Origin of the sequence: Streptomyces sp. SudanB52_2052, from assembly GCF_964272415.1 — a bacterium.
GTDB lineage: Bacteria > Actinomycetota > Actinomycetes > Streptomycetales > Streptomycetaceae > Streptomyces > Streptomyces olindensis.
Map to the genome: position 1 here is coordinate 6,207,993 of NZ_OZ186796.1, position 22,392 is coordinate 6,230,384.

At 72.6% G+C, this 22,392-nt stretch carries 17 protein-coding genes and 1 pseudogene; 3 read left to right on the top strand and 15 right to left on the bottom strand.

Annotation, left to right across the window (positions count from 1 at the left end; all coding sequences use genetic code 11):
- Window positions 1–40 precede the first annotated feature (40 nt).
- Window positions 41–544, bottom strand: coding sequence for a DUF6415 family natural product biosynthesis protein (locus ACSUPV_RS27760; RefSeq protein WP_051649281.1), 504 nt, complete (start codon window positions 542–544; stop codon window positions 41–43).
- Between the two features lie 397 nt (window positions 545–941).
- Window positions 942–2,192: a helix-turn-helix domain-containing protein gene (locus ACSUPV_RS27765; protein ID WP_436948777.1), complete on the bottom strand. Its 1,251-nt coding sequence runs from the start codon at window positions 2,190–2,192 to the stop codon at window positions 942–944.
- A gap of 532 nt (window positions 2,193–2,724) precedes the next feature.
- On the opposite strand from ACSUPV_RS27765, the gene ACSUPV_RS27770 reads away from it, so the two are divergent.
- Complete coding sequence (locus ACSUPV_RS27770; protein ID WP_436948778.1) at window positions 2,725–3,960, top strand: erythromycin esterase family protein; 1,236 nt, start codon at window positions 2,725–2,727, stop codon at window positions 3,958–3,960.
- Between the two features lie 7 nt (window positions 3,961–3,967).
- Here the strand turns inward: ACSUPV_RS27770 and ACSUPV_RS27775 are convergent, their stop codons facing one another.
- From ACSUPV_RS27775 to ACSUPV_RS27805, 7 genes and pseudogenes are all read right to left on the bottom strand, one after another.
- Window positions 3,968–4,153: a hypothetical protein gene (locus ACSUPV_RS27775; protein WP_436948779.1), complete on the bottom strand. Its 186-nt coding sequence runs from the start codon at window positions 4,151–4,153 to the stop codon at window positions 3,968–3,970.
- A gap of 59 nt (window positions 4,154–4,212) precedes the next feature.
- A pseudogene (locus ACSUPV_RS27780) lies at window positions 4,213–4,872 on the bottom strand (serine hydrolase domain-containing protein); the annotation flags it as partial.
- Window positions 4,873–5,152: 280 nt separating this feature from the next.
- The gene (locus ACSUPV_RS27785; protein ID WP_037768096.1) at window positions 5,153–5,671 is read right to left on the bottom strand and encodes an NUDIX hydrolase; all 519 of its coding nucleotides are present in this window, start codon (window positions 5,669–5,671) and stop codon (window positions 5,153–5,155) included.
- Between the two features lie 92 nt (window positions 5,672–5,763).
- On the bottom strand, window positions 5,764–6,243 hold the full coding sequence (locus tag ACSUPV_RS27790; protein WP_436948780.1) for an excalibur calcium-binding domain-containing protein: 480 nt from the start codon (window positions 6,241–6,243) through the stop codon (window positions 5,764–5,766).
- A 109-nt stretch (window positions 6,244–6,352) separates the two neighbouring features.
- Entirely contained in the window at window positions 6,353–7,507 is a 1,155-nt protein-coding gene (locus ACSUPV_RS27795) for an alkaline phosphatase PhoX (RefSeq protein WP_436948781.1), read from the bottom strand.
- A 291-nt stretch (window positions 7,508–7,798) separates the two neighbouring features.
- The gene (locus tag ACSUPV_RS27800; RefSeq protein WP_037768082.1) at window positions 7,799–9,283 is read right to left on the bottom strand and encodes a sensor histidine kinase; all 1,485 of its coding nucleotides are present in this window, start codon (window positions 9,281–9,283) and stop codon (window positions 7,799–7,801) included.
- On the bottom strand, window positions 9,280–10,197 hold the full coding sequence (locus tag ACSUPV_RS27805) for a winged helix-turn-helix domain-containing protein (RefSeq protein WP_436948782.1): 918 nt from the start codon (window positions 10,195–10,197) through the stop codon (window positions 9,280–9,282). The genes ACSUPV_RS27800 and ACSUPV_RS27805 overlap by 4 nt, the downstream gene beginning before the upstream one ends.
- A gap of 216 nt (window positions 10,198–10,413) precedes the next feature.
- Between ACSUPV_RS27805 and ACSUPV_RS27810 the strand changes: the two genes are divergently transcribed.
- Together ACSUPV_RS27810 and ACSUPV_RS27815 are read left to right on the top strand one after the other, a co-directional pair.
- The gene (locus ACSUPV_RS27810; RefSeq protein WP_031111745.1) at window positions 10,414–11,019 is read left to right on the top strand and encodes a carbonic anhydrase; all 606 of its coding nucleotides are present in this window, start codon (window positions 10,414–10,416) and stop codon (window positions 11,017–11,019) included.
- A gap of 554 nt (window positions 11,020–11,573) precedes the next feature.
- Window positions 11,574–13,295, top strand: coding sequence for a SulP family inorganic anion transporter (locus tag ACSUPV_RS27815; protein WP_051649309.1), 1,722 nt, complete (start codon window positions 11,574–11,576; stop codon window positions 13,293–13,295).
- A gap of 65 nt (window positions 13,296–13,360) precedes the next feature.
- Here ACSUPV_RS27815 and ACSUPV_RS27820 read toward each other — a convergent pair whose 3' ends face one another.
- The 6 genes from ACSUPV_RS27820 to ACSUPV_RS27845 all read right to left on the bottom strand — a co-directional run bounded on the left by ACSUPV_RS27820 (window position 13,361) and on the right by ACSUPV_RS27845 (window position 22,379).
- On the bottom strand, window positions 13,361–14,299 hold the full coding sequence (locus tag ACSUPV_RS27820; protein ID WP_436948783.1) for an SMP-30/gluconolactonase/LRE family protein: 939 nt from the start codon (window positions 14,297–14,299) through the stop codon (window positions 13,361–13,363).
- Window positions 14,300–14,466: 167 nt separating this feature from the next.
- Entirely contained in the window at window positions 14,467–15,330 is an 864-nt protein-coding gene (locus tag ACSUPV_RS27825; RefSeq protein WP_382615386.1) for a maleylpyruvate isomerase family mycothiol-dependent enzyme, read from the bottom strand.
- Between the two features lie 65 nt (window positions 15,331–15,395).
- Window positions 15,396–18,023, bottom strand: a complete 2,628-nt coding sequence (locus ACSUPV_RS27830) for an MFS transporter (protein WP_436948784.1) — start codon at window positions 18,021–18,023, stop codon at window positions 15,396–15,398.
- A gap of 185 nt (window positions 18,024–18,208) precedes the next feature.
- Window positions 18,209–18,559 carry a nitrite reductase small subunit NirD gene (gene nirD / locus ACSUPV_RS27835; protein ID WP_031111755.1) on the bottom strand — a complete coding sequence of 117 codons (351 nt, stop codon included), beginning with the start codon at window positions 18,557–18,559 and terminating at the stop codon, window positions 18,209–18,211.
- The gene (nirB, locus tag ACSUPV_RS27840) at window positions 18,556–21,162 is read right to left on the bottom strand and encodes a nitrite reductase large subunit NirB (RefSeq protein WP_031111761.1); all 2,607 of its coding nucleotides are present in this window, start codon (window positions 21,160–21,162) and stop codon (window positions 18,556–18,558) included. The genes nirD and nirB overlap by 4 nt, the downstream gene beginning before the upstream one ends.
- The gene (locus tag ACSUPV_RS27845; RefSeq protein ID WP_031111763.1) at window positions 21,162–22,379 is read right to left on the bottom strand and encodes an NAD(P)/FAD-dependent oxidoreductase; all 1,218 of its coding nucleotides are present in this window, start codon (window positions 22,377–22,379) and stop codon (window positions 21,162–21,164) included. The genes nirB and ACSUPV_RS27845 overlap by 1 nt, the downstream gene beginning before the upstream one ends.
- Window positions 22,380–22,392 lie beyond the last annotated feature (13 nt).

The window sequence follows — 22,392 nt, forward strand, 5'->3', positions numbered from 1 at the left end:
AGGGCCCCACGGGTTCGGGGACGCAAGGGCGGGCGGCCGGTCAGCGGCGGGTGCGCCGCCCTGCGGGCGCACAGCGCTGATGGACGCGACCCGTCTCGAGACCCGCTCCCGAGGGGCGCGCCCGCTGGAACGGGACCCACGCTTCGTCGCCGATGACGTGGTGGCAGAGCAGGCAGACGGTGATCCCGGTGAGCGTGTCGTGGTGGTCGCACAAGGAGACGACCGACCGGGCCAGCGACTTGACCCGTTCGACCTCGCCGCACAGGCCCGCGGCCTCCGGCTCGTCCATACGACGCCTGGCCTCAGTGACGCCCGCCAACGCCACGTTCGCCGCCGGCACGGGCGCATCGTCCCTGGAGCGCTCGGCAGCGAGCCGCTCGATCCGCGGGACCAGGTGTTCCAGGAACTCGCGGAGGTCTCTCGCCATGAGCTGCGTAGCCTGGTGGCGCGGCAACGTGCGCTGGTCCAGGAACCAACTCGCCTGGGCACGCATCGCGGTCACGCCCGGAACGGGCACGTCGGTCTCGGAGCGGGTGCCGATCACCGGTCGACACCCCAGGGCCCTGCCTGGGCACCCGCGTACACACCCTCACCCAGGCGCGCCACGTAGGGCCGGACCAGTACGCCTGTGTCCGCCTGCCCTACCCTGGGGTAGCCGCGGACGGCCATGAGCCGCGCGCCCCGGACGTCAGGCGATGGCCGACAGGAAGGCATGGGGAGCACGGCACGCGGTCCGGGGGTACGGCGGTGCCGGCCGGGGGTGCGCGGTCCGGACAGCACCGCTCTCGCCCGTTCGAGTGCTCGTGACAGGAAGACCACTGTCGACGCTCCTCAGCAGCGTGGGCCACGCCCCGGGACCGTTCGCGCGGTCGCCGGGGCCCTTGTGCCAAGACCGTAGAAGCGCCTGCACTCGATCGCCGACCGTAATCCGGTCGCTACCCTCAGGCAGTGAGGATGCCGATCTTCGCGGCCAGGTCAGCGGCACGACGGCGACGAGGTGCTCGTGTCGATTCCACTTCCTCGAGAAGGATCGCCCGCGCGTAGCCGTTGTACCGGATTGTTTCCGGCGCGGCCGCGAACGCCTTCTCCAGCGACGCCAACGCAGTGTCCGGCTGATTGTCCAACTGGTAGCCGCGGGCTTCCTCGATGCGATGCCGGGCGCGGCGCGGCCGGGACTTGATGACGCTCTGGTCCGCCCTGGTGGCCTGCCGTACGGACTCGCCTCCCTGGTGCAGTTCCACCGCCACCGTCACCGCGTGGGCGCCCATGATGGCTCGGGAGAACGACGTCACCGGATGGAAGTAGTCCTCGGGCAGCCGCGAGGCCATGTCCTTGGCCCTGTCCCAGTGCCGCCAGGCGGTGCCCGTCTCACGCCGTCGTGCCGCGGTGTAGCCGAGCTCGAACTCCAACGCGCCGGCGATGGCGAGGACGTCGTCGCCCGCTTCCGGCAGCAAGGGCTTGAGGAAGGCGACGGCTTCGCGGTTCACGGCGTCGGCGGCGTCGAAGTGCCGGGGCCCGCTGTCGCGGTGCGCCTGAGCGAGCAGCCACGAAGCGACACCGATGGTGTGAGGGTCCTCGCTCTCCTGCGCGGCGATCATGCCTCGCTCGGCGACCCGCCACAGCAGGGAACTGTCGGGCTGGTAGGCGATGAAGAACTGGGACAGCGAGTAAGTCTGGGCGAGGAGGGCCTGCGCCGTACGTCGCTCCGCCGCGCTGTCGGCAGTTCTGACGAGGGTCTGAGCGTCCCGGATCAGATCGGGCAACAGCCTGCCGATCGCCTCACGGTGGTTCTTCGAGGCATGCCGCTCCCTCCAGGCCGCGTGCAGGCGGGCCTCCAGATGCGCAACACGCGGTGGCTCCGTGCTCCGGGTGAGGGCGAAGTCGTCGATGGCTGCTTTCACCGCCGCCAAGCGAGGGTGGCCCGGGCCGACGAACAGGTCGACGTGAGCGTCCGGCCTGCCCGTGAGGTCGGCGAGGTCCCGGACCCGCAACGCCTGGGCGATCCGCAGAACCATGTCGAGTCCAGGTGCCTTCTGCTGCCCGTTCTCGATTTTGCGCAGGGTGTGCGGTGAGATGTCGATGAGGTCGGCGAGTTGAGCCTGTGTCATGCCGCGGCGCTCGCGCAGAATCTGCACGCGCTGGCCGAATCGCAGCGGGTCGGCGTACGGGTCCGGGGTAGCGTCTTCAGACATCAAGGCCTTGCCCCTCCTGGCAGCATCGTCACAGCCAGAGTAGGGGGCGAGGCCGGTCTCGTGTGAGGTTCCTGCGGGCGGCCGCCTCGCCGTACTCGGCGTGCTGAGTGGGCTCAGGTCCAGCAGATCGTGGCCCGGTCCATCAAGGCGGCGACAACCGACCCGCGAACGGAGTACGCGCCGGCCGTCACACGACGCCGCAGCGGGGAACTCAAGAAGGCCGTATCCGCGAACACGTCCACAAGGCCGGCGCAGGGCGGACTCCATCGTGCACGCAATCCTCGACCGCGAGTCGGCTGAACAGACCACCTGATCCGTCGCGTGCGGTCGGCATCCGAGGACGGGGCTACACCGTCGGATCTCGCGACACGTTCAGGTAGGGCTGGGTTCGGAAAGGCCGGACTTCGGGCACGTATGCCGACATGTCCTGCCTGCGCCCCTGGACCTTCGTCGTCCTCGTGTTGATTCTCCTCGCCCCGGCCCTTCCGCCACCGCCGCCGCTGCCCGGACGACGGGCGACCCGGTCGTGCCGGTGCTGGAGCGGGTCGCGAGTCCGTTGCGTACCGCCGAGCCCGGCGGGGGCGTAAGGGATCTGGGGCCGATCGGCAGAGCCGTCGGGGACGCGGTCGTGGTGGGGATGGGCGAGGCGACGCACGGCTCGCACGAGTTCCTCGCCATGAAGGACCGGGTCTTCCGGTACCTGGTGGAGCACCGGGGCTTCCGCACCTTCGCCCTGGAGACGGCCTGGAGCACCGGGGTGCGCCTGGACGAGTACGTCGTCCACGGCAAGGGCGACCCGGAGCGCATCATGCGGGAGGACTTCCAGTACACCTACGCGCTGAACCCCACCGCCGAGAACCTCGAACTGGTGGAGTGGATGCGGGACTACAACCGCCGGCATCCGCACGACCCGGTCCGCTTCATGGGGGACGACTGGGGTTACACCGGCCCGGAGCTGTACGACCGGGTGACCGAGTACGTCGCCCGGGTCCGCCCGGACCTGTCGCCGCGCCTCGACGCGCTGTACCAGGAGCTTCGGCCGGCCGTCCCCTCCGGCGAGTACCAGAAGGCGTACCTCGCCCGCCCGCTGGCCGAGCGGCAGGACATGGCGGCACGGACCGGCCGAGCCCTGGCGCTGCTGGAGATGCTGGAGCCGCGCGGCGAGGCCGGGCGGCGGGAGTTCGCCGAGGTGCTCCGGCACGCCACGGTGATCGACCAGACGGCCACCGGCTACGGCTTCGACTTCGACGACCCGCGGCAGGTCGCCGAGGCCATGCGCTGGCGGGACGACGTCATGGCGGACAACATCGTCTGGTGGCACCGGCACACCGGGCACCGGATCCTGCTGGCGGGCCACAACAACCACATCGGTTACGAACCCGAGGACCCGCGGGTCCTGCCCAGGACGCAGGGGGCGTTCCTGCGGGACCGGCTCGGCGACGGCTACGTGAGCGTCGGGCTCACCTTCGGCCGTGGCTCGTTCAACGCCACCGACCCGGAGGAGGTGCACATGCTCACCCACACGGTCGGCGCCCCGCGGCCCGGCAGCAACGAGCACACCCTCGATCAGGTGAGGTACGGCCGCTGGGTCCTGGACCTGCGTACGGCCCCCGGCCCGGCCCGGACCTGGCTGGCCGAGGCACGGCCCACGCGCAGTGTCGGCACCTCCTATCCGGAGGAACGGAACTGGTTCGACATCGCGCTGGGCCGCTGCTACGACGTCCTGATCCATCAGGACCGGGTGCGGGCCGTGGACCTGCTGTCCTGAGCGGTTGTCACCGCCCGCAGAGCATCTTGTCGATGAGCCCTTGGAGGGCCTTCTCGGTGCGGAGGAGCTGCGTCTCGTCGGTGGTCCGTCCGTTGACCGTGAGGACGACGGACCGCTCGCCGTCGGCGGTGAAGCCCGTTCTGACGAAGGTGCCTTCGAGGTCGCCGTGATGGCCCCAGCGGCTGCGCCGCACGCCAGCGGCTGTTCCTGCAGGCCGAGGCCGTACCGCATCCCCGGCGTGTACTGCTCGTGCTCCTCGTTGACGGGGACGGTGGTGCGCATCACTGCCAGTTCGCGGTGCGGTACGAGCCCGCCGGTCAGCAGGGCCGTGAAGAACCGGTCCAGGTCGCGGGGCGTGGAGACCAGCGAGCCGGCCGGGCCCGCCCACGCCATGGTGCGGGTGGTGGTGTCGGTGTAGCCGTCGGACCCGGCGAACCGGTGGTACGTGTGCGCGTGGGGCTTCGGCAGGTACGGGTCGTCGCCGGGGACGCGGGTGCCGTGCAGGCCCAGCCGGCGGACGATCCGCTCGTGCACCTCCTCGGCCCAGGGGCGTCCCGTGACCTTCTCGATGACGGCGCCCAGGAGGTGGTAGCCGGTGTTGGAGTAGCTCCAGCGGGGCTTCGGGTCGTCCGGGTCAGGGGGGAAGTCCGGGGGGTGACGCAGCGCGATGTCGACCAGGTGCTCGGGGTCGACGCGGTCGAGGCGCCTGTGCTCGAAGTCCGGGGCGGTCTTCCCGGTCAGCTCGGTGGAGTCGGGGTCGTAGAGGCCGCTGGTGTGCTGGAGCAGGTGCCGGACGGTGATGCGGCCGCCGTCGTTGCCGTGGTCGCGGACGCGGCCGGGGAGCCAGTGCTCCACCGTGTCGTGCAGGGACAGGCGCCGCTCGGCGGCCAAGTGGAGGACGGTCGAGGCCACGAGGGACTTGGTGACGCTGGCGGCCCGGAGTGCGGGTTGTCCGGCACGGGCCGGCCCGTGCCGACGACGGCCTCCCCGACCCCGGCTTCGGCGACGTGCCGCCCGTCGCGCACACGGATGTGCACGCTGACGGCCCGGGCGGTGTCCAGGACGGCGGCGGCCTCGTGCCGTAGCCGCTCCGGTGTGAGGGGGGCCGGTGTGGCGCCGGCCGAGGGGGTGTTCAGGGCGACGGAAGCCGCGAGGGACGCGGCGACGAGAACCGCCAGGAGGCGCGGCGCGGTCACTGGGGCCGTCCTTCCTTCAGGCATACGACGGTCCCGGCCAGGGCGGCGGTGTGCAGGGCGGTGAGGGTGGGCAAGGCGGGCATGAGCGCGGTGGACCCGAGCTCGTCGAGGGCGAACAGGCCGTGGTCGTCGTGTTCGGCACTGCGCCGGACGGCCAGGTCCGCCGGGAGGCGGTCGCCGTGGAAGTAGAAGTCGATCAACGGGCCCGTGCCCATCACGTCGGCCCGGTGGTCGTAGCCGATGAACCGCGGCGGGCGGTCGAGCACGATGCCGGTCTCCTCGCACACCTCCCGGTGCGCGGCGGTGACGGGGTCCTCCCCCTGGTCGAGCATGCCGCCCGGCAGCCCCCAGACCCCGGCACCGGGCTGGCCCTCGGCGTAGCGCAGCAGCAGGAGCCGGTCCTCGGCGTCGAGCAGCAGGACGCACGACGCGACGATGGTCTGCGGCAGCGTCTTGACCCACTCGGCACGCGGCAGCACACGCGGCGCGTTCGAGGCGGGCACGGTCGTCTCCACGGTGGTGTTCCTTCCCTCGGCCGGGCAGCCCGGGACGAGCTGCCCAACCGGTGGAACGGCCGGATCCGCCGATGGTCACCGGCGGGTCCGGCTCACGTGTCGCAGGCGACCCCGTCGTTGTCCCGGTCCAGGTGGGAGGCGTACCCGGGTTCACCGCGGCGGATGGGGGCGGCACCGGCGGCACGGACGGCGCTGCAGTTCGCGTAGGAGACGTCCTCGTCGCCCGACCCGCCGTCGTCGGATCCTCCGCCCGCCGCCGGCTGGGCGGTGACCGTGGTGGTGACCCGGACGGTCTTCGTCGCGGTGACGGTGGGCGCGGGTTCCGGCTCCTTCGCGAGCGGTGTCGCGGTGGCGGTGGCCGTCGCGGTGACGGTGACGGTCGGTCGCGGCCCGGCGGCCGCGGGCTTCGCGTCCGTGGTGGTCTCGCCGCCACCGGCACCGATACCGGCGCCGAGGAACAGGGCCAGGGCGAGTGCGGGCAGCACGTAACGCTTGCGGGCCCAGCGGGGCGCCGGGCGCGAGGGCTGCGGCGCGGGCGGCCCGGGATAGGGGCTGGTGTACGGATTGGTCATGGTCATCCCCCCAGAGGTGGTACGTGAGGGGATGACCGTAGGACCCGACGGCCCACCTTGAGGGGCGGGTGACCATTTTGTGATGATCGTGTGAAGCCGGGCTCGGAGGTTACGCCCGGAACGGCCCCCTCACCTCATACGTGATGCCGCCCGAGGAGCTGCCGCTCGTGCCCCGTTGGCTGGAGAAGTAGAGGCGGGTGCCGTCGGGGGAGAAGGCGGGGCCGGTGATTTCCGAGGCGGACTGGCCGTCGATGCGGAGGAAGGGGGCCACCACGTCGTCGGGGGTGATCACGCAGATCTCCATGTTGCCGCCGTCCTCGGCGACGAAGAGGTCGCCGGAGGAGGAGCCCGTGACGTTGTCGACGCCCGTCAGGGGGGCCGTGCCGCTCACCAGGGAGTCGTCGTAGGCGAGTTCGATGGTCTGGGCGGCGGCGTTGTACTGCCAGACGCGGTTGTCGCCCTTGGTCGTGAACCAGCACGTGTCGTTCGCGTAGTAGCAGCCCTCGCCGCCGTTGAAGCGCTTGGCGCCGGAGACCTGGCTGCGGGTGGCGGTCGCGCCGGAGGGGTCGGGGACCCGGGCCCAGGTGACCGGGCCGCTCGTGCCGCTGCCCGCCACCATGACCTCCAGCGTGCCGGAGGAGAGGTCGCCCCACGTCGTCGGCCTGAAGCGGTAGAAGCAGCCGTCCGTCACGTCCTCCGTCATGTAGACGACCTGCCGGACGGGGTCCGCGGCCGCCGCCTCGTGCTTGAAGCGGCCCATCGCGTCACGGCGGACGGACGCCTTGGCGCCCCAGGGGTCGGTCTCGAAGACGTAGCCGCGGTCGACCTCCTCGCAGGACAGCCAGGTGTTCCACGGGGTCTTGCCGCCCGCGCAGTTCGTGCGGGTGTTGGACAGGATCCGGTACGCGCCGGTGATCGCACCCGTCGACGAGAACTTCACCGCGCTCGCACCGCCGCCCGGGTTGATCTCCGAGTTCGAGACGTAGATCCAGCCCGTGCCGTCGGCGTAACAGGCGCCGCCGTCCGGGGCGTTGTGCCAGGTGTACGACGTGGTCCCGACCCGCTGGCCCGACCGGGCGATCACCCGGCTCGTGAAGCCGCTGGGGAGTCGGATGCCGTTGGCGTCCGGGGAGCCCAGCGGCCCGTAGGGGCCGGCGCCGGGCTGGGCCGGGGCCGCGTAGGCGGCGCCGCGCCACAGGGTTCCGCCCAGAGCGGCCGATGTGCCGCCGAGGACGGCCGCACGCAGGAGGCTACGACGTTCCACTCTCACTCCAAGAGGTGCCGTACCGCCCTGCCGCCGGTCGACGGCAGGGTCGTGCGTGGGGGGAGGCGGAGAGGACGCTAGGGGTATGGGGTTTAGGGGGCATGGACAACCAGTGGCCGGGGGGCGGCGTGCTGTGAGCCGCCTGTGGGCGCCCGATAAGGCGGGTGGCCTATGGGGCAGGGCCGGTGGGCGTCCGGTGGGTGGGCGGGCTACGCGGGCAGCGTCGGTGGGCGTCCGGTGGGTGGGCGGGCTACGCGGGCAGCGTCGGTGGGCGTCCCGCGGGCGGGCCGGCTACGCGGGCAGCGCCGGTGCCTCTCGTCTGGGCCTCCTCGGGCGGTCCCCGCCCGGTCCCTGCGCCTCGCCCGGCGGGCGCGTCGACGGCAGCCGGATCACCACGTCGAGGCCGCCCGTCGCCGCCGCGTGCAGGGTCGCCTCGCCGCCACTGGCGTGGGCGAGGCGCTGCACCAGGGCGAGGCCGAGGCCCGTGCCGCCCTTGGGGGCGCCCGGGGCCCGCCAGAAGCGGTCGAAGGCGCGGGCCCGCTGCTCCTCCGTCATGCCGGGGCCCTCGTCGGTGACGTGCAGGTCGACCCAGCGGGGGCGGCTGTCGCGCAACGCCCTCCGGGACGGGGCCTGCAACCGCAGCTCGATCGTGACGGTGCTGCCGGCCGGGGACGCCCGCAGGGCGTTGGAGAGCAGGTTGTCCATGATCTGCTCGACGGCTCCCGGCACGGCGAGCACCGGGCCGACACTGCCCGCGAAGAGCACGAGGGAGACGTCCTCCCGCGCGAACAGGGGCTGCCAGGTGCGGTGCCGTTCCGCGCAGACCGCGCCCAGGTCGACGGTCGCGGGGATGGCCGCGTGCTCCTCCAGCCGGGCCATCGCCAGCAGGTGCTCGACCATCCGGGCGAGCCGGTCCGTCTCCGTGACGGCCGCGGTGAGACTGCCCCGCGCGCGGGCGGCGACGTCCGGCTCCAGGTTCTCCAGGCGCAGCCGCAGCGCCGCGAGCGGGGTCTTCAGCTGATGCGAGGCCTCGCCCGCGAACGCCCGCTGGGAGGCGAGCAGATGGGCGAGCCGGGCCGCGGTGTGGTTGAACGCGGCGGCCAGGCTGCGTACTTCCGGCGGGCCCTTCGTGATCGTCACCGGCGCGAACCGGCCGCCGTCGGCCAGGTCGTGCGTGGCCTGCTCCAGTTCGCGGATCGGGCGGCCCGCCCAGCGGGCGAAGGCGAAACCGAGCACGGCGACCGCCGTCAGGACCGCCGCCCCGCCCAGCGCCAGCAGCAGCCACACGTGGTGCACCCGCTCGTGCACCGTCCGTGTGGGCACCGTCAGCCACACCGCGCCCACAGGCCGCGCCTCCTGACCGACCGGCGCGGCCACCGACAGGTACTCGACCCCGCCGATGGTGGACGTACGGACGTCCACCGTCGAGGTGCCGCGCAGCGCCGCCGCGATGCCGGGCCGGGCGGCCAGCCTGCCGGACATGCCGACGTCCAAGGGATGCGAGGTGGCGAGCGCCGTGCCCGAGGCGTCGACGATCACGACCTTGCCGCCGATCCGCCGCGCGCAGTGCACCACCCGCGCGGGCAGGTCCCGCTCGGCCCGCCCCGCCGCGAGGGACAGCGCGGCGTACGCCGAGACCGACTCGGCCTCGTCCTTCGCCGCGTTGACCACCCGCTCCCGCTCGCCGCGCGAGTACACGAAGCCCAGCGGGATCTCCAGGCAGAGCAGCACCAGCGCGGCGAGGCTGAGGTAGCTGAGCAGCAGCCGGCGGGTCATGGAGACGCCACCCGCGCCGCGCCCGGCCCCGTGTGCACCGCCAGCCGGAAACCGACGCCCCGCAGCGTCCTGATCCACGCCGGGTGGCCCAGCTTGCGGCGCAGTGCGGCCACATGGACGTCCAGCGTCTTCGTGGGGCCGTCGTAGTGCGGGTCCCAGACCCGGTCGAGGATCTGCTGGCGGGAGTAGACCGCCCCCGGGTCCTCGCTGAGGAGCGCCAGCAGGTCGAACTCCTTGGGCGTGAGCATCACGGGGGCGTCGCCGACCCAGACCTGCCGGGTACGGCGGTCCACGACGAGCGGGCCCGGGTCGGGGGAGGGGGAGGAGGCCGAGTCGTACGAGGTGGCGGCGGGGGGCTCGTAGGAGAGGGGCTCGTATGACAGGGGCTCGTAGGGCGGGGCCGGGCGCCGGGCGCCGGGGGGCGGTGCATCCGGTTCGTCCGTCGGTTCGTGCGGTGGGGTCTCACGGGTGCCCTGGGGCCCGGGCCCGGGCCCGGTAGCGGTACCGGGGCCGTCAGCGGTGCCGGGGCCGGTTGCCTCGGGGGACGCCGGGTGGGTGCGTTGCGTGCGGCGGGTCACGGCGCGGACCCGGGCCACCAGCTCCCGCACGCTGAAAGGTTTCGCCAGGTAGTCGTCGGCGCCCAGCTCCAGGCCCAGCACGCGGTCGGCCTCCTCGCCGCGCGCGCTGAGGATGACGATGGGCACGTCCGAGACCTGGCGGATGCCCCGGCAGACGTCGATGCCGTCCATGTCGGGCAGTCCGAGGTCGAGCAGGACGACGTCGTTGTACGGGCCTCTCAGGCCGTCCGTGCCGGTGGCGACGTGGTCGACCGTCAGCCCGAAGTGGCCGAGCCCTTCGGTGAGCGGCTCGGCGATCGTCTCGTCGTCCTCGATGAGCAGTACTCGTATGCCCATACGTCCTGTCTCTCCGTGAGCCGGCATGAATCCGGGCAGCGTGAATTCGCATTCCCTGCCGCGGAGTCCACACGCTACAAGATGAGCGATCGTATGGGTATCCGGACAAAGAATGTTCAATTCCTGGTCGGGCTCTGGACTTTGCTTAACCTTCCTCTGTAGGTCGGCCGTCTACGGTGGGAAGCGCAGGAGGAAATCCCAGCTCAGGAGGCGGAGTTGAAGGCACTGCTGAACCGCGCCCGTGCGTTCAGGACGCGCGTCGATTTCGACAGCGGCGAATATCGGAAGCTGGCGGAGGGGCAATATCCGGAGGCGTTGTTCATCACCTGCTCGGACTCGCGGGTCATACCCGCCCTCATCACGGGTGCACGGCCCGGGGAAATATTCGAGCTACGGAACGCGGGCAATATCGTGCCGCCCTACGGACGGCCCGGGGCCTCCGGAGAGGCGGCCACCATCGAGTACGCGCTGGAGGTGCTCGGAGTTCAGGACATCGTGGTGTGCGGTCACTCACACTGCGGTGCGATGGGCGCGCTGAAGTCCGGCGACGACCTGTCCGCACTGCCCGGCGTGGACGCCTGGCTCCGCATCGCCCGCCCGGAGCTGACCCCCGTCCTCGACACCGCGCCGGACGACCCGTCCCTGCCGGAGGTGTCCCAGAGCAACGTCGTCAACCAGCTCGCCGCGCTGCGGAGTTACCCGGTGGTCAGGCAGCGCATCGACTCGGGACGGCTGCGGCTGCACGGCTGGTACTACGAGGTCGACACGGGGTTCGTCTACGAACTCGGCGACGACGGCGACTTCCGGGTGCACGCCGCGTGAGCGGGGCGCATGCGCGGGGCCGGGGCCGGGGCGGTGCAGCCGGGGGACGGCCGGCCGGTCCGCCGAGCGGCGGCGCTCGGGACTGGGGGGCGGCTGGAGCGGCGGGAGGCGCCGGGGAGTGGGGGACGGCTGGAACGGGGGCCGGTGTCGGGGGTTGGGAGTGGGACTCCGGGGGTGGTCCCGGTCCCCAGAGACGTGCGGCGGGCGGTTGGGGGGCGGAGGCCGGCGGTGGTGATGTGCTCGGCGGGTCGGGGACCGGTGCTGCCGGGGGCGGTGTCGGCGGCGGTGGTGGGCCCGGGTCCGGGTCCGTGCCCAAGTCGGGGTCGTGGTCGGGCTCCCGGTCCGAGGGCGGGGGCGGTGTCGGCGGTCGTGGTGGGATCGGTGGGGCCGGGGCCGAGTCGGGGTCCTGGTCCGAGTCGGGGTCCTGGTCCGAGGGCGGGGGCGGTGTCGGCGGTCGTGGTGGGATCGGCGGGGCCGGGGCCGGGGCCGGAGCGGGGACCGGCGGAGTCGGGGCCGGGGGACTCGGCGGTGTGCTGGGTGGCCTGGTCCGCACGGTGAGTCGCGGTGCCAAGGGCGCCGGCGGGAACGGCGTCGGGGGCAACGGCGCCGGCGGCAAGGGTGGGGCGCGAGGGGATCTCGCGACCGACGTCACCGCCTCGCTCGTCGTCTTCCTCGTCGCCCTGCCGCTGTGCATCGGTGTCGCCGTCGCCTCCGGGGTGCCGGCCGAGCTCGGGATCATCTCCGGGGTGATCGGCGGCCTCGTCGTCGGCGCGATCAGGGGCAGCACGCTCCAGGTCAGCGGACCGGCCGCCGGACTCGCCGCGCTGGTCGCGGAGACCGTCGCCGAGGTCGGCGTGGCCATGCTCGGCGTGATCGTGCTGTTCACCGGCCTCCTCCAGATCGTCCTGGGACTGGTGCGCCTCGGCCGGATGTTCCAGGCCATCTCGGTCGCCGTCGTGCAGGGCATGCTGGCCGGCATCGGAGTGCCGCTGATGTTCAGCCAGGCCTACCCGATGGCCGACGCCAAGGCCCCCGGCACCCCGATCGAGAACATGGCCGGGATCCCCGGGCTGCTGGCCGACGTCCTGACCGACCCGCAGGCGATGATCGCCACCCTGCTCGGCGTCGTCACGATCGTGCTCAGCTTCGTGTGGAAGAAGGTGCCGGGACCGGCCGGGAAGATCCCCGCCGCACTGGTCGCCGTCGGCATCGGCATGGTCGTCGCCGCGCTGCCCGGCGTGAACGTCAAGACGCTCCAGGTGGGCAACCTGCTGGCGTCCGTGCAGGTGCCGGGCGCGGAGCAGTTCGCCCGGCTCACGGACGGGGCGGTCATCACCGCCATCCTCACCTTCACGGTCATCGCGTCCGCCGAGAGCCTGTTCACGGCCGCCGCCGTGGACCGTATGCACAGCGGCCCGCGCACGCGCTACAACACCGAGCTGATCGCCCAGGGCGCCGGGAACACCGTCGCGGGCGTCCTCGGCGCACTCCCCGTCACGGCGGTCGTCGCACGCAGTTCGGCGAACGTCCAGGCCGGTGCCAAGACCCGGCTCTCGCGCACCCTGCACGGCCTGTGGCTGCTCGCGTTCGCGCTGCTGCTGCCGCAGGTGCTCGCCCTGATCCCGATCTCGGTGCTCGCCGGTGTCCTCGTGCACAGCGGCTGGAAGCTGTTCGGGCCCGCGGAGTTCCCGAAGATGTGGCGGCAGGACAAGGGCGAGTTCGCGGTGATGACGATGACCACGCTGGTCATCGTGGCGACCGCGCTCCTGGAGGGCGTGCTGTTCGGGCTCGCGGCGGGGATCGTGCTGGCCGCGCTGCGCATGTCCCAGACCGTGGTCCGCCGGCACATCGAGGAGGACACGGCCAAGGTCGTCATGGCGGGCAACGCCACGTTCCTGCGCCTGCCGACGGTGATCGAGGCGCTGGAGGCCGCCGCCGCGTCGGGGAAGCCGAGGATCCGGCTCGACCTGACCGGCGTGACCCACCTCGACCACGCCTGCCGCAGCCAGGTCGAGGAGTTCACCGCGCAGCAGCGGGGACTGGGGCGGCGGGTGGAACTGCTGATGCCGGGGGAGGCGAAGCCGGCCGGTGCCGGACCCGTCGACGAAGTCCCGGCACCGGCGCCGCTGCCCAGGCGTCGGGCCGCCGCCACGCCGGAGGGACCGGCGGAAGCGGTGGCACCGTCGCCGTGGCCCACCGCCGACGCCGAGTGGTTCTACCTCGACACCCGGCCCCTCCCGGAGGAACGGGCCTCCCCGTCGCCCTTCGTGGGCTGACACGCCCTTCGGGGAGGGCTGACGGGCGGACCTCTGCCCGCCACTGCGTTCGTGCCGCCCACCGGCTACAGGGACACGGCCACCGCGTTGAACGTCGTCTGCGGTGTCTGCGGGCTGGTGAAGCGGGCGTTGACCAGGTAGAGGCGGTCGCCGAAGCGGGCGGCGGTGGCGGGGACGTCGAAGCGGGGGTCGGTGATCGTCCTGCTCAGCGTGGCCGTGGTGGCCTTCGCGTCGAGGTCCCAGACGGTGACCTTGTTCAGGCGGTTCTGGACGACGTACAGGGTGCGGCCGATGCGGACCAGGCCGTCGCCGTTCGTCACGTCGGCTGCGCCCTCCAGCGCGATCCTCGTGGCGTGGCCGGTCCTGAGGCTGACGCGGTAGAGCTGCCCGGTGTTGACGACGATCAGCCCGCGGCCGTCCGGGGTGGCGACCAGGCCGTTGGCGCTGTTGGTCCCGGCCGGCGCCTGCACCCACTCGCCGGTGAGCGGGAGGGCGCGGACCTCGCCCTCGCGGCCGCGCGGAACACCGTGGAGGACGGCGTCGCGGGAGTCGGTGAACCAGGCGCGGTCCCGGTGCAGGACGACGTCGTTGATGAAGGGCGCGGCGTTCCGGGTGAGCCGGTAGGTGGTGAGCAGGTCGCCACTGCGCGCGTCCACGATCCGCGCGGTTCCCCCGGCGCCACCGGCCACGTAGAGCAGGCCGTCGTCGTCCAGCTTCAGCCCGATGGACGCGAGTCCGGGGGCGCCCTCGTGCAGGACCCCGCCCTTGCCGGTGCGCAGGTCGGTGCGGTAGACGGCCCCGTCGGCGCGGGAGCCCATGTAGGCGTACGGCCTGCTGCCTATGGTGATGCCCTCGGGGAGCCAGCCGTCGGGCAGCGGGAACTCGGTGGGCCAGGCGGTGCCGGGGGCGGCCTGTGCGGTGCCGGTGCCGGCGGCCACCGCGAGCGCGGCGACGGCCCCGCCGAGCACGGTGCGCCGGGACGGCCGGGGGTGGTTCCGGGTCATGGTCGGGCCTTTCGTGAAGGTGGGGGCGTGACTCGACATGTTCGATGAAACGCCAAGTGCCCCAAGTGCCGTGCGGTGTCGGCGAATTCGACAGGAAGTCGACAGCGCGCGGCGGCCCGCCAGGGCAGTGGCGGCGACCCGCCCCGATCAGCGGCGGCGGCCCCAGGTCAGTACACGATGGACACGATCCGGCACACGGCCTCGGCGAGCCGGTGGTCGCCCCGGAGGCGGGCCCGGGCGAGGGCGGTGGCCGGCTCGATGCCGCGGGTGCACAGCCGCCACGCCGTCTCGGCGTCCAGTTGTACGGCGGTGGCGGGCGGCTGCCCCTGCGATCCCTCGCCCAGGGACCAACCGCCCGTCGCGCCCGTCGCGCCAGTCAGGGCAGTCACGGTCCAGACACCCCCTGCCGGCCCGGTGACCGTCACCTCCACCCGCGTACCGCGCGGCGCCCCGACGCCCCGCAGGGTGTGCGGCAGGGCCCGCATGAACGTGTCCAGGACGACGGACAGGGCCCGCGGTCCGGGATCCGTGTCCAGTCCGACGGCGTGCCGGATCTGCTGCCGGTGTGTCCAGTACTCGGTGAACTCCCGGGCGCAGTCGAGCCACAGGGGCGCGGGGTCGGCCCCGGCCCAGGACACGCCCAGCGACGGCGCGTCGAGGTCCGCGTGCGCGAAGCGGCCGGCGAGTTCGGTGCCGGCGTCCTCCAGGGCGTCGACGAGCGCGGCCGGGTCCATGTCCCGGTGGCGCTCGACCCACTCCTGGTTGGCGCGGTGGATGAACGCCTCCAGGGTCTCACCGGGCGCGAAGGGGCCCGGCTCGCGACGGCCGAGGCGGGCGGCGCAGTCACCGAGGACGTGCGCGGTGACGTCGTGGACGGTCCACCCCGGCACGGCGGTCCGGGCCCACTCCGCCGGCCCCAGCCCCCGCAACAGCCCGATCAGGGCCTCCAGTTCGGGGCCGAACAGCGCGCGGGCGTCGATCGGAGGGCCCAGCCAGGAGAGTCCGGACCAGTCGTTCCGCTGCGTGACCATGCGCCCAGCCTGCCAGGAGCGCGCCCGTCGGCGCGTCCCGTTTCCGCGCGCTCAGGCCCTGGCGCCTATGCGGCCGGGTGGGCCAGTTCCACGTCGTGGCCGTCGACGCCGCGGCCGGTCACTGTCAGGGCCGTGGCCACCGGTGGGTAGCCGGTCGCGATGACCGTGTACTCGCCGCTGTCCAGGTCGGTGAAGGCGTAGGCGCCGTCCGCCGCCGTGACGGCCGTGCCGACCACGTTGCCCGCCGCGTCCAGCAGCGTCACCCGGGCGTCCGCGAGAGGGCCGTGCGGGGCCCGTACGACGCCCTGGAGACGGGCGCCGACGTCGAGGTCGACCTCGATGCGGGTGGGCCCGCTGCCGCCGATCTCGACCGGCACGGCGCGCGGGCGGAAACCGGCGGCGTTCACCGCGACGGTCACCGACCCGGGCACCAGCTCCCCGAACGAGAACTCGCCCTGCTCGCCGGTGGCCTGGGTGGCCAGCAGGTCACCGCGCACGTCGGTCACCATCACCATCGCGTCCTTCACGGGCAGCGAGGTCCCGGCGGCCCGGACGGCACCGCTCAGACCGCTGGTGCCGCTGAGCAGGAGGTCGTGCGCCACCGGGTCCTCGTGCACGACGACCGTGGAGGCCTGCGGCTGGAAGCCGTCGGCGGAGGCGATCAGGACGTACGAACCCGTGCCCGGCGCGGCCACCGCGTAGGCGCCGTCGGCCCGGGAGGCCGCGCGGCCCAACTGCCGTCCGCCGAGGGAGATCAGCGTGACGGCGGCCCGCGGGACCGGGTCGCCCCCGGCCCGCCGGACGAAGCCGCGCACCGGGATTCCGCCGACCGGGATTTCACCGACCGGGGTTCCCTCGACCGGGGTTTCCGCCCCCATGACGGGGCGGTCCGGCGCGGGCACCCGCGCGGTGGCCGCAGCCTCCCCGACCGGACTCCGCTCGGCATCGACCGGGGCCGGGCCCTTCCCGGCCGGGACCGCGGCCGTCGGGCCTTGCTCCGCGGCCGTCGGGTCTTCCTCCGCGGCGCGTGCCTGGAGCCCGGACACCTGCCGCAGCGGTACCTCCTTGATGAACAGGACCAGCACGAAGCCCAGCACCATCACGGCCGCGGCGGTCAGGAACACCAGGTGCATCGAGTCGGCGAAGCCCATCTTGAACGGCACGGCGAGCCGCGGGTCGAGCTTCTGGATGAACGACGAGTCGCTGAGCACCTGTGTGGCGCCGGAGGAGCCGTGCCCGTGCCCCTGCACCAAGTCCAGCACCGGCCGGTTCGCCGGGTCGGCCCGCACCGCCGGATCCCGCAGGGCCGCCCGGAAGGAAGCGGTGTCGGCGACCGACGTGAAGGCGTCCGCGATCTTCCCGGGAACGTGGGTGAACAGCAGGGTCGTGAACACGGCGGTGCCGGCCGTGCCGCCCATCTGCCGGAAGAACGTGGAGGAGGCGCTCGCCACTCCCATGTCCTGCGGCGGCACCGTGTTCTGCATCGCCAGGACCAGCGTCTGCATGCAGCAGCCGAGCCCCAGGCCAAGGACCAGCATGTAGACCATCGTCTGCCGCAGCGGGGTGTCCCAGTCCACCCGTACGGCGAACAGCACGAGGGCCACGATCATCAGCGCGGTACCGACGACCGGGAGGAACTTGTACCTGCCGGTCCTGGAGGTGACCTGGCCGGAGACGATGGAGGCGCTCATCATGCCGACGACCAGCGGCAGCATCTGCAGGCCCGAGGTGGTCGGGGTGGCTCCCTTCACGATCTGCAGGTACTGCGGGATCATCATCATCGCGCCGAACATGCCCATGCCGACGATCAGCAGCACCACGCTGACCAGGCTGAACATCCCGTTGCGGAACAGCCGGACCGGGATCAGCGCGTCATCGCCGACCCGGCGCTCCACCAGGACCCACAGCAGCAGGCCGACCGCCGCGACCGCGTAGCACGCCACGGACCTCGTCGACGTCCAGCCCCAGTCGCGGCCCTGCTCGGCCACCAGCAGCAACGGCACCACGCCGAGGGCGATGGTCACCGCGCCCCAGACGTCGATCCGCCGGTCGAGCCGGGTGTGCGGCACGTTGAGCACCTTGGCGACCACGGCCAGGGCGATCAGGCCGACCGGCACGTTGACCAGGAACACCCAGCGCCAGCCGGTGATGCCGAGGATGCTGTCCCGGCCGGACAGGAAGCCGCCGATGAGCGGGCCGAGCACGCTGGAGGTGGCGAAGGTGGCCAGCAGGTAGCCCTGGTAGCGGGCGCGTTCCCGCGGCGGCACGATGTCGCCGATGATCGCCAGCACCAGCGACATCAGACCGCCCGCGCCGAGCCCCTGGAACGCCCGGAACCAGGCCAGTTCGGTCATCGACGTGGCGAACGAGCAGGCCGCCGAGCCCACCACGAAGATGCCGATGGCGGTCAGGAAGTACGGCTTGCGGCCGTGCAGGTCCGACAGCTTGCCGTACAGCGGTGTGGTGATCGTCGAGGTGATCAGGTACGCCGTGGTCGCCCACGCCTGCTGGCTCAGGCCGTGCAGATCGTCGGAGATCGTGCGGATCGCGGTGCTGACGATCGTCTGGTCCAGGGCGGCCAGGAACATGCCCAGCAGCAGACCGCTGAGAATGGTCAGGATCTGCCGGTGGGTCAGCCCGCCGGGCGGGGATGACGGGGCCGCCTCCTCGGGTACGGCTGCGGTTTCGGTCATCCCGCCACAGTAGAAGGGGGTTACTTGCCCTTAGCAATTCAATGCCCCAAGCAACCGTAAAGATTCGTTTTACCCGCCCGCCGGCCGCCGCCCCCCCGGAAAACGAGTCGCGCGCGGGACCCCACCGCCCTGTGTGGCCAGGCGGGGATCCCGCGCGCGGTGGTCCCTGCGGACCGGCGCCGGTGTCAGGCGGTGCGGACCTTGTACACCGCCACCTGGACCGTCTCGTCGTCCAGGCACTGCCCGGAGGCCAGGTCGAACCGCTGCTTCAGCAGCGGGGACGCCACGAACGGACGGCCCTGGTGGGTGCCGGTCAGGCCGCGGGAGAGGACCGCGGCGCCGGTGAAGGGGTCGCGGTTGTCGATGGCGAACAGCTCGCCCGAACGGTCGCGGAAGATCGCCGCCTGGCGGCCGTCCGGCAGCAGTGCCGCCACCCCGCGGCCCGGGAGCAGCGTGCTCAGGTCGCAGACCGTGAACCAGTCGCCGTCCAGGGCGAGCTGAACCTTCAGGTCGGTCGTCTCAGGTGCCAGGGTCATCGCTGGGCGCTTCCTTCCAGAACGTCGGCGGGTCGCATACCGATGGACAGCAGCGGCAGGTCGGGCTTCATCTGGTCGCGCTCGGGCACGAAGGCGACGACCGGGTCCGGCGTGTCCGGCGCGTTCACGAAGGACACGAACCGGGCGAGCTTCTCGGGGTCGTTGATGGTCTCGGACCACTCGTCGCGGTAGTGCGCGACATGGTCGGCCATCAGCTTCTCCAGCTCGTCGCAGATGCCGAGCGAGTCGTGGACGACGACGTCCCGCACGTGGTCCAGGCCGCCCGGGATCCGCTCCAGCCAGGTGGAGGTGCGCTCCAGGCGGTCGGCCGTACGGATGTAGAACATCAGGAACCGGTCGATCAGCCGCACCAGTTCGGCGTCCGACAGGTCCTGCGCGAGCAGGTCCGCGTGGCGCGGGGTGGCGCCGCCGTTGCCGCCGACGTAGAGGTTCCAGCCGTTGGCGGTGGCGATCACGCCGAAGTCCTTCGACTGCGCCTCGGCGCACTCGCGCTGGCAGCCGGAGACCGCCGACTTCAGCTTGTGCGGGGAGCGCAGGCCCCGGTAGCGCAGCTCCAGGTCGATCGCCATGCGGACGGAGTCCTGGACGCCGTAGCGGCACCAGGTCTGGCCGACGCAGGACTTCACCGTGCGCAGGGCCTTGCCGTAGGCGTGGCCGGACTCGAAGCCGGCGTCCACCAGCCGGGCCCAGATCAGCGGCAGCTGCTCGACGCGCGCGCCGAACATGTCGATCCGCTGACCGCCGGTGATCTTCGTGTAGAGGCCGAAGTCGCGGGCGATCTCGCCGATCACGATCAGCTTCTCCGGGGCGATCTCGCCGCCGGGGATGCGCGGCACGACCGAGTACGAGCCGTTCTTCTGCAGGTTGGCCAGGAAGTGGTCGTTGGTGTCCTGCAGCGCGGCCTGCTCGCCGTCCAGGACGTAGCCGCTGGCGCCGATGGTCGGGGCCAGGGAGGCGATGATCGAGCCGACGGCCGGCTTGCAGATCTCGCAGCCGTCGCCGCCCCGGGCCCCCTCGCGGCCGTGGCGGTCCAGCAGCTCCTGGTAGGTGTTGATGCGCAGCGCGAGGACGATCTCGTACAGCTCCTCGCGGGTCTGCGCGAAGCAGCCGCACAGGCCCTTGTCGACCTCGACGCCGCTGGCCTCCAGTTCGGCGTTGACGAGCTGGCCGAGGACCTTGACGCAGGAGCCGCAGGTCGTACCGGCCTTGGTGCACTTCTTCACCTCGGGCACGGTGGTGCACTGGTGCTCGGTGACCGCGCCGCGGATCGTGCCCTTGGTGACGTTGTTGCAGGAGCAGATGATCGCCTCGTCCGGCAGCGCCGTCGGACCGAGCTGGGCCGGGGCGCCGGCGCCGGCGGGCAGCACGAGCGACTCGGGCGAGACCGGCGGGACGGAGCCGGTGAACGCCTTCAGCGTGCCGTAGGCCTCCGCGTCGCCGACCAGGATGCCGCCGAGCAGCGTGCCGTCGCGGCCGATGACCAGCTTCTTGTACAGGCCCGCGCGGGAGTCGGAGTAGACGACGTCCAGGCAGTCCTCGGTGGTGCCGTGCGCGTCACCGAAGGACGCCACGTCCACACCGAGCAGCTTCAGCTTGGTGGACAGGTCCGCGCCGGTGAAGGCGGCCTCGTCGGCGGCGATCGTCGCGGCGGCCGTCTCGGCCTGCTCGTAGCCCGGCGCCACCAGGCCGTACACGCGGCCGTCCGCGGCCAGCGCGCACTCGCCGATGGCGAACACGTGCGGGTCGGAGACCGTGCGGCACTGCTCGTCGACGGTGATGCCGCCGCGCTCGCCGACCGTCAGGCCGCAGTCGCGGGCCAGCTGGTCGCGGGGGCGGACACCGGCGGAGAACACCACCATGTCGGTGGCGAGTTCGGAGCCGTCGGACAGCTTCATGCCGGTCACGGCGCCGTCCTCGCCGACGACGATCTCCTGCGTGCCGACGCCGGTGTGGACGCTCAGGCCCATGTCCTCGATGGTGCGCAGCAGGGCGGCGCCACCGCCCTCGTCGACCTGCACGGGCATCAGCCGGGGCGCGAACTCCACGATGTGCGCGTCGACGCCGAGGCCCTTCAGCGCTCCCGCCGCCTCCAGGCCGAGCAGCCCGCCGCCGACCACGGCACCCGTGGTGGCCTTGGTCTTCGCGTACTCCTCGATCGCGAGGAGGTCCTCGATCGTGCGGTAGACGAAACAGCCCTCGGCGTCCTTGTTCGGCACCGGCGGCACGAACGGGTAGGAGCCGGTGGCCAGGACGAGGACGTCGTAGTCGAAGACCTCACCGGACTTCGCGGTGACCTTGCGGGCCTCGCGGTCGATCGTGACCGCCGGGTCGCCGACCCGGAGCTCGATGCCGTGGTCCTCGATGAACGCCATGTCCGTCATGGACAGGTCCTCGGGCGTCTTGCCCGAGAAGTACGAGGTCAGCTGGACCCGGTCGTACGCCGGACGCGGCTCCTCGCAGAGCACGACCACGCGGTGCGTGGCGGTCAGGCCGCGCTCGGCGAGCGCTTCGAGGAAGCGCTGGCCGACCATGCCATGGCCGACGAGCACGATCGTGGGGTTCGCCCCCGGGGTGGCCGTCATCAGGAGCCTCCATCATTGGTGAGCAGGTGGAGCAGCGGGCCGCCGTCGGAGGGGAGCGGCTCTGCTCCCTCCCAGGCGCGGGCGAGCGCGCCGACGGTGCCGAGTTCGCCGACGAGGACCCCGCCGACCAGGCGGTCGTCGCGGACGACGACCTTGCGGTAGGTGCCGCGGGTGGCGTCGGCGAGCTGGACGACGTCGTCGCCCGGCAGCGCCTCGGTCTCGCCGAACGCGGCGAGGTCGAAGGGACTGTCGTGCCCCGTGAGCGTGAGTCGGGTCAGGGACCGCGTGCCGGTGTACCGGGCGGTCGCGTCACCGGCCAGCAGCGCGGCGAGCGCGTCGGCCTGTTCGAGCGCGGGCGTCGCGAGGCCGTAGAGGACGCCGTCGTGCTGGGCGCAGTCGCCGATCGCGTGGATGTACGGGTCGGAGGTGCGCAGCTCGTCGTCGACGACGACGCCCTTGCGGACCTCCAGTCCGGCGGTCTGCGCGAGGCCCACCCGGGGGTGGACGCCGCAGGCGACCACGACGAGATCGGCGTCGAGCGCGTACCCGTCGGCCATCTCCACCGAGCGGACGGCACCGCCGACGCAGCGCACGTCCCGCACGCGGCACTCGGTGTGCACCTCCACGCCCAGGTCGGTCAGATGGCGCCGGACGAGCTGGGAGGCGGCCGGGTCGAGCTGGCGCTCCATCAGCCGCTCGGACTGCTGGGCGAGCACGACCTGGGCGCCGCGCAGGGCGAGCGCCCGGGCCGCGGAGACGCCGAGGAGCCCCCCGCCGATGACGACCGCCTTCACGCCCGGCCGGACCGCCTTGGACAGGCCCAGGCAGTCGTCCATGGTCCGGAACGCGTGGACGCCCTCGGGGAGTTCGTGGTCCTCGGTGAACAGCCCGCGCAGCGGCGGCAGGACGGGGTTGGAGCCGGTCGCGAGCACGAGCCGGTCGTATGCGATCACGGAACCGTCCGCGCACGCGACGGTCCGCTCCGCCCGGTCGATGCCGGTGACCCGGCCGCGCCGCAGCTCCGCGGGCGCGGGCAGGGCGATCACCTCGGGGCTGTAACGTCCGGCCAGCACTTCGGCGAGCAGTACCCGGTTGTACGGTCGGTGCTCCTCCTCGCCGATCAGCAACGCGGGCGTGCCGAGCTCACCGAGCCGCCGGGCGAGCCGTACGCCCGCGAGGCCGGTGCCGATCACCACCACACGCTCATTCGAGGTCATGCCTTTGAGCGTG

Bases quoted from the DNA above. Each gene is read 5' to 3' on its own strand.
- ACSUPV_RS27800 (WP_037768082.1), bottom strand. From the start codon at position 9,283: ATGACCCGCCGGCTGCTGCTCAGCTACCTCAGCCTCGCCGCGCTGGTG.
- ACSUPV_RS27825 (WP_382615386.1), bottom strand. From the start codon at position 15,330: ATGGTCACGCAGCGGAACGACTGGTCCGGACTCTCCTGGCTGGGCCCT.
- nirB (WP_031111761.1), bottom strand. From the start codon at position 21,162: ATGACGGCCACCCCGGGGGCGAACCCCACGATCGTGCTCGTCGGCCAT.
- ACSUPV_RS27805 (WP_436948782.1), bottom strand. From the start codon at position 10,197: ATGGGCATACGAGTACTGCTCATCGAGGACGACGAGACGATCGCCGAG.
- ACSUPV_RS27765 (WP_436948777.1), bottom strand. From the start codon at position 2,192: ATGTCTGAAGACGCTACCCCGGACCCGTACGCCGACCCGCTGCGATTC.
- ACSUPV_RS27845 (WP_031111763.1), bottom strand. From the start codon at position 22,379: ATGACCTCGAATGAGCGTGTGGTGGTGATCGGCACCGGCCTCGCGGGC.
- ACSUPV_RS27820 (WP_436948783.1), bottom strand. From the start codon at position 14,299: ATGACCCGGAACCACCCCCGGCCGTCCCGGCGCACCGTGCTCGGCGGG.
- ACSUPV_RS27830 (WP_436948784.1), bottom strand. From the start codon at position 18,023: ATGACCGAAACCGCAGCCGTACCCGAGGAGGCGGCCCCGTCATCCCCG.
- nirD (WP_031111755.1), bottom strand. From the start codon at position 18,559: ATGACCCTGGCACCTGAGACGACCGACCTGAAGGTTCAGCTCGCCCTG.
- ACSUPV_RS27790 (WP_436948780.1), bottom strand. From the start codon at position 6,243: ATGACCAATCCGTACACCAGCCCCTATCCCGGGCCGCCCGCGCCGCAG.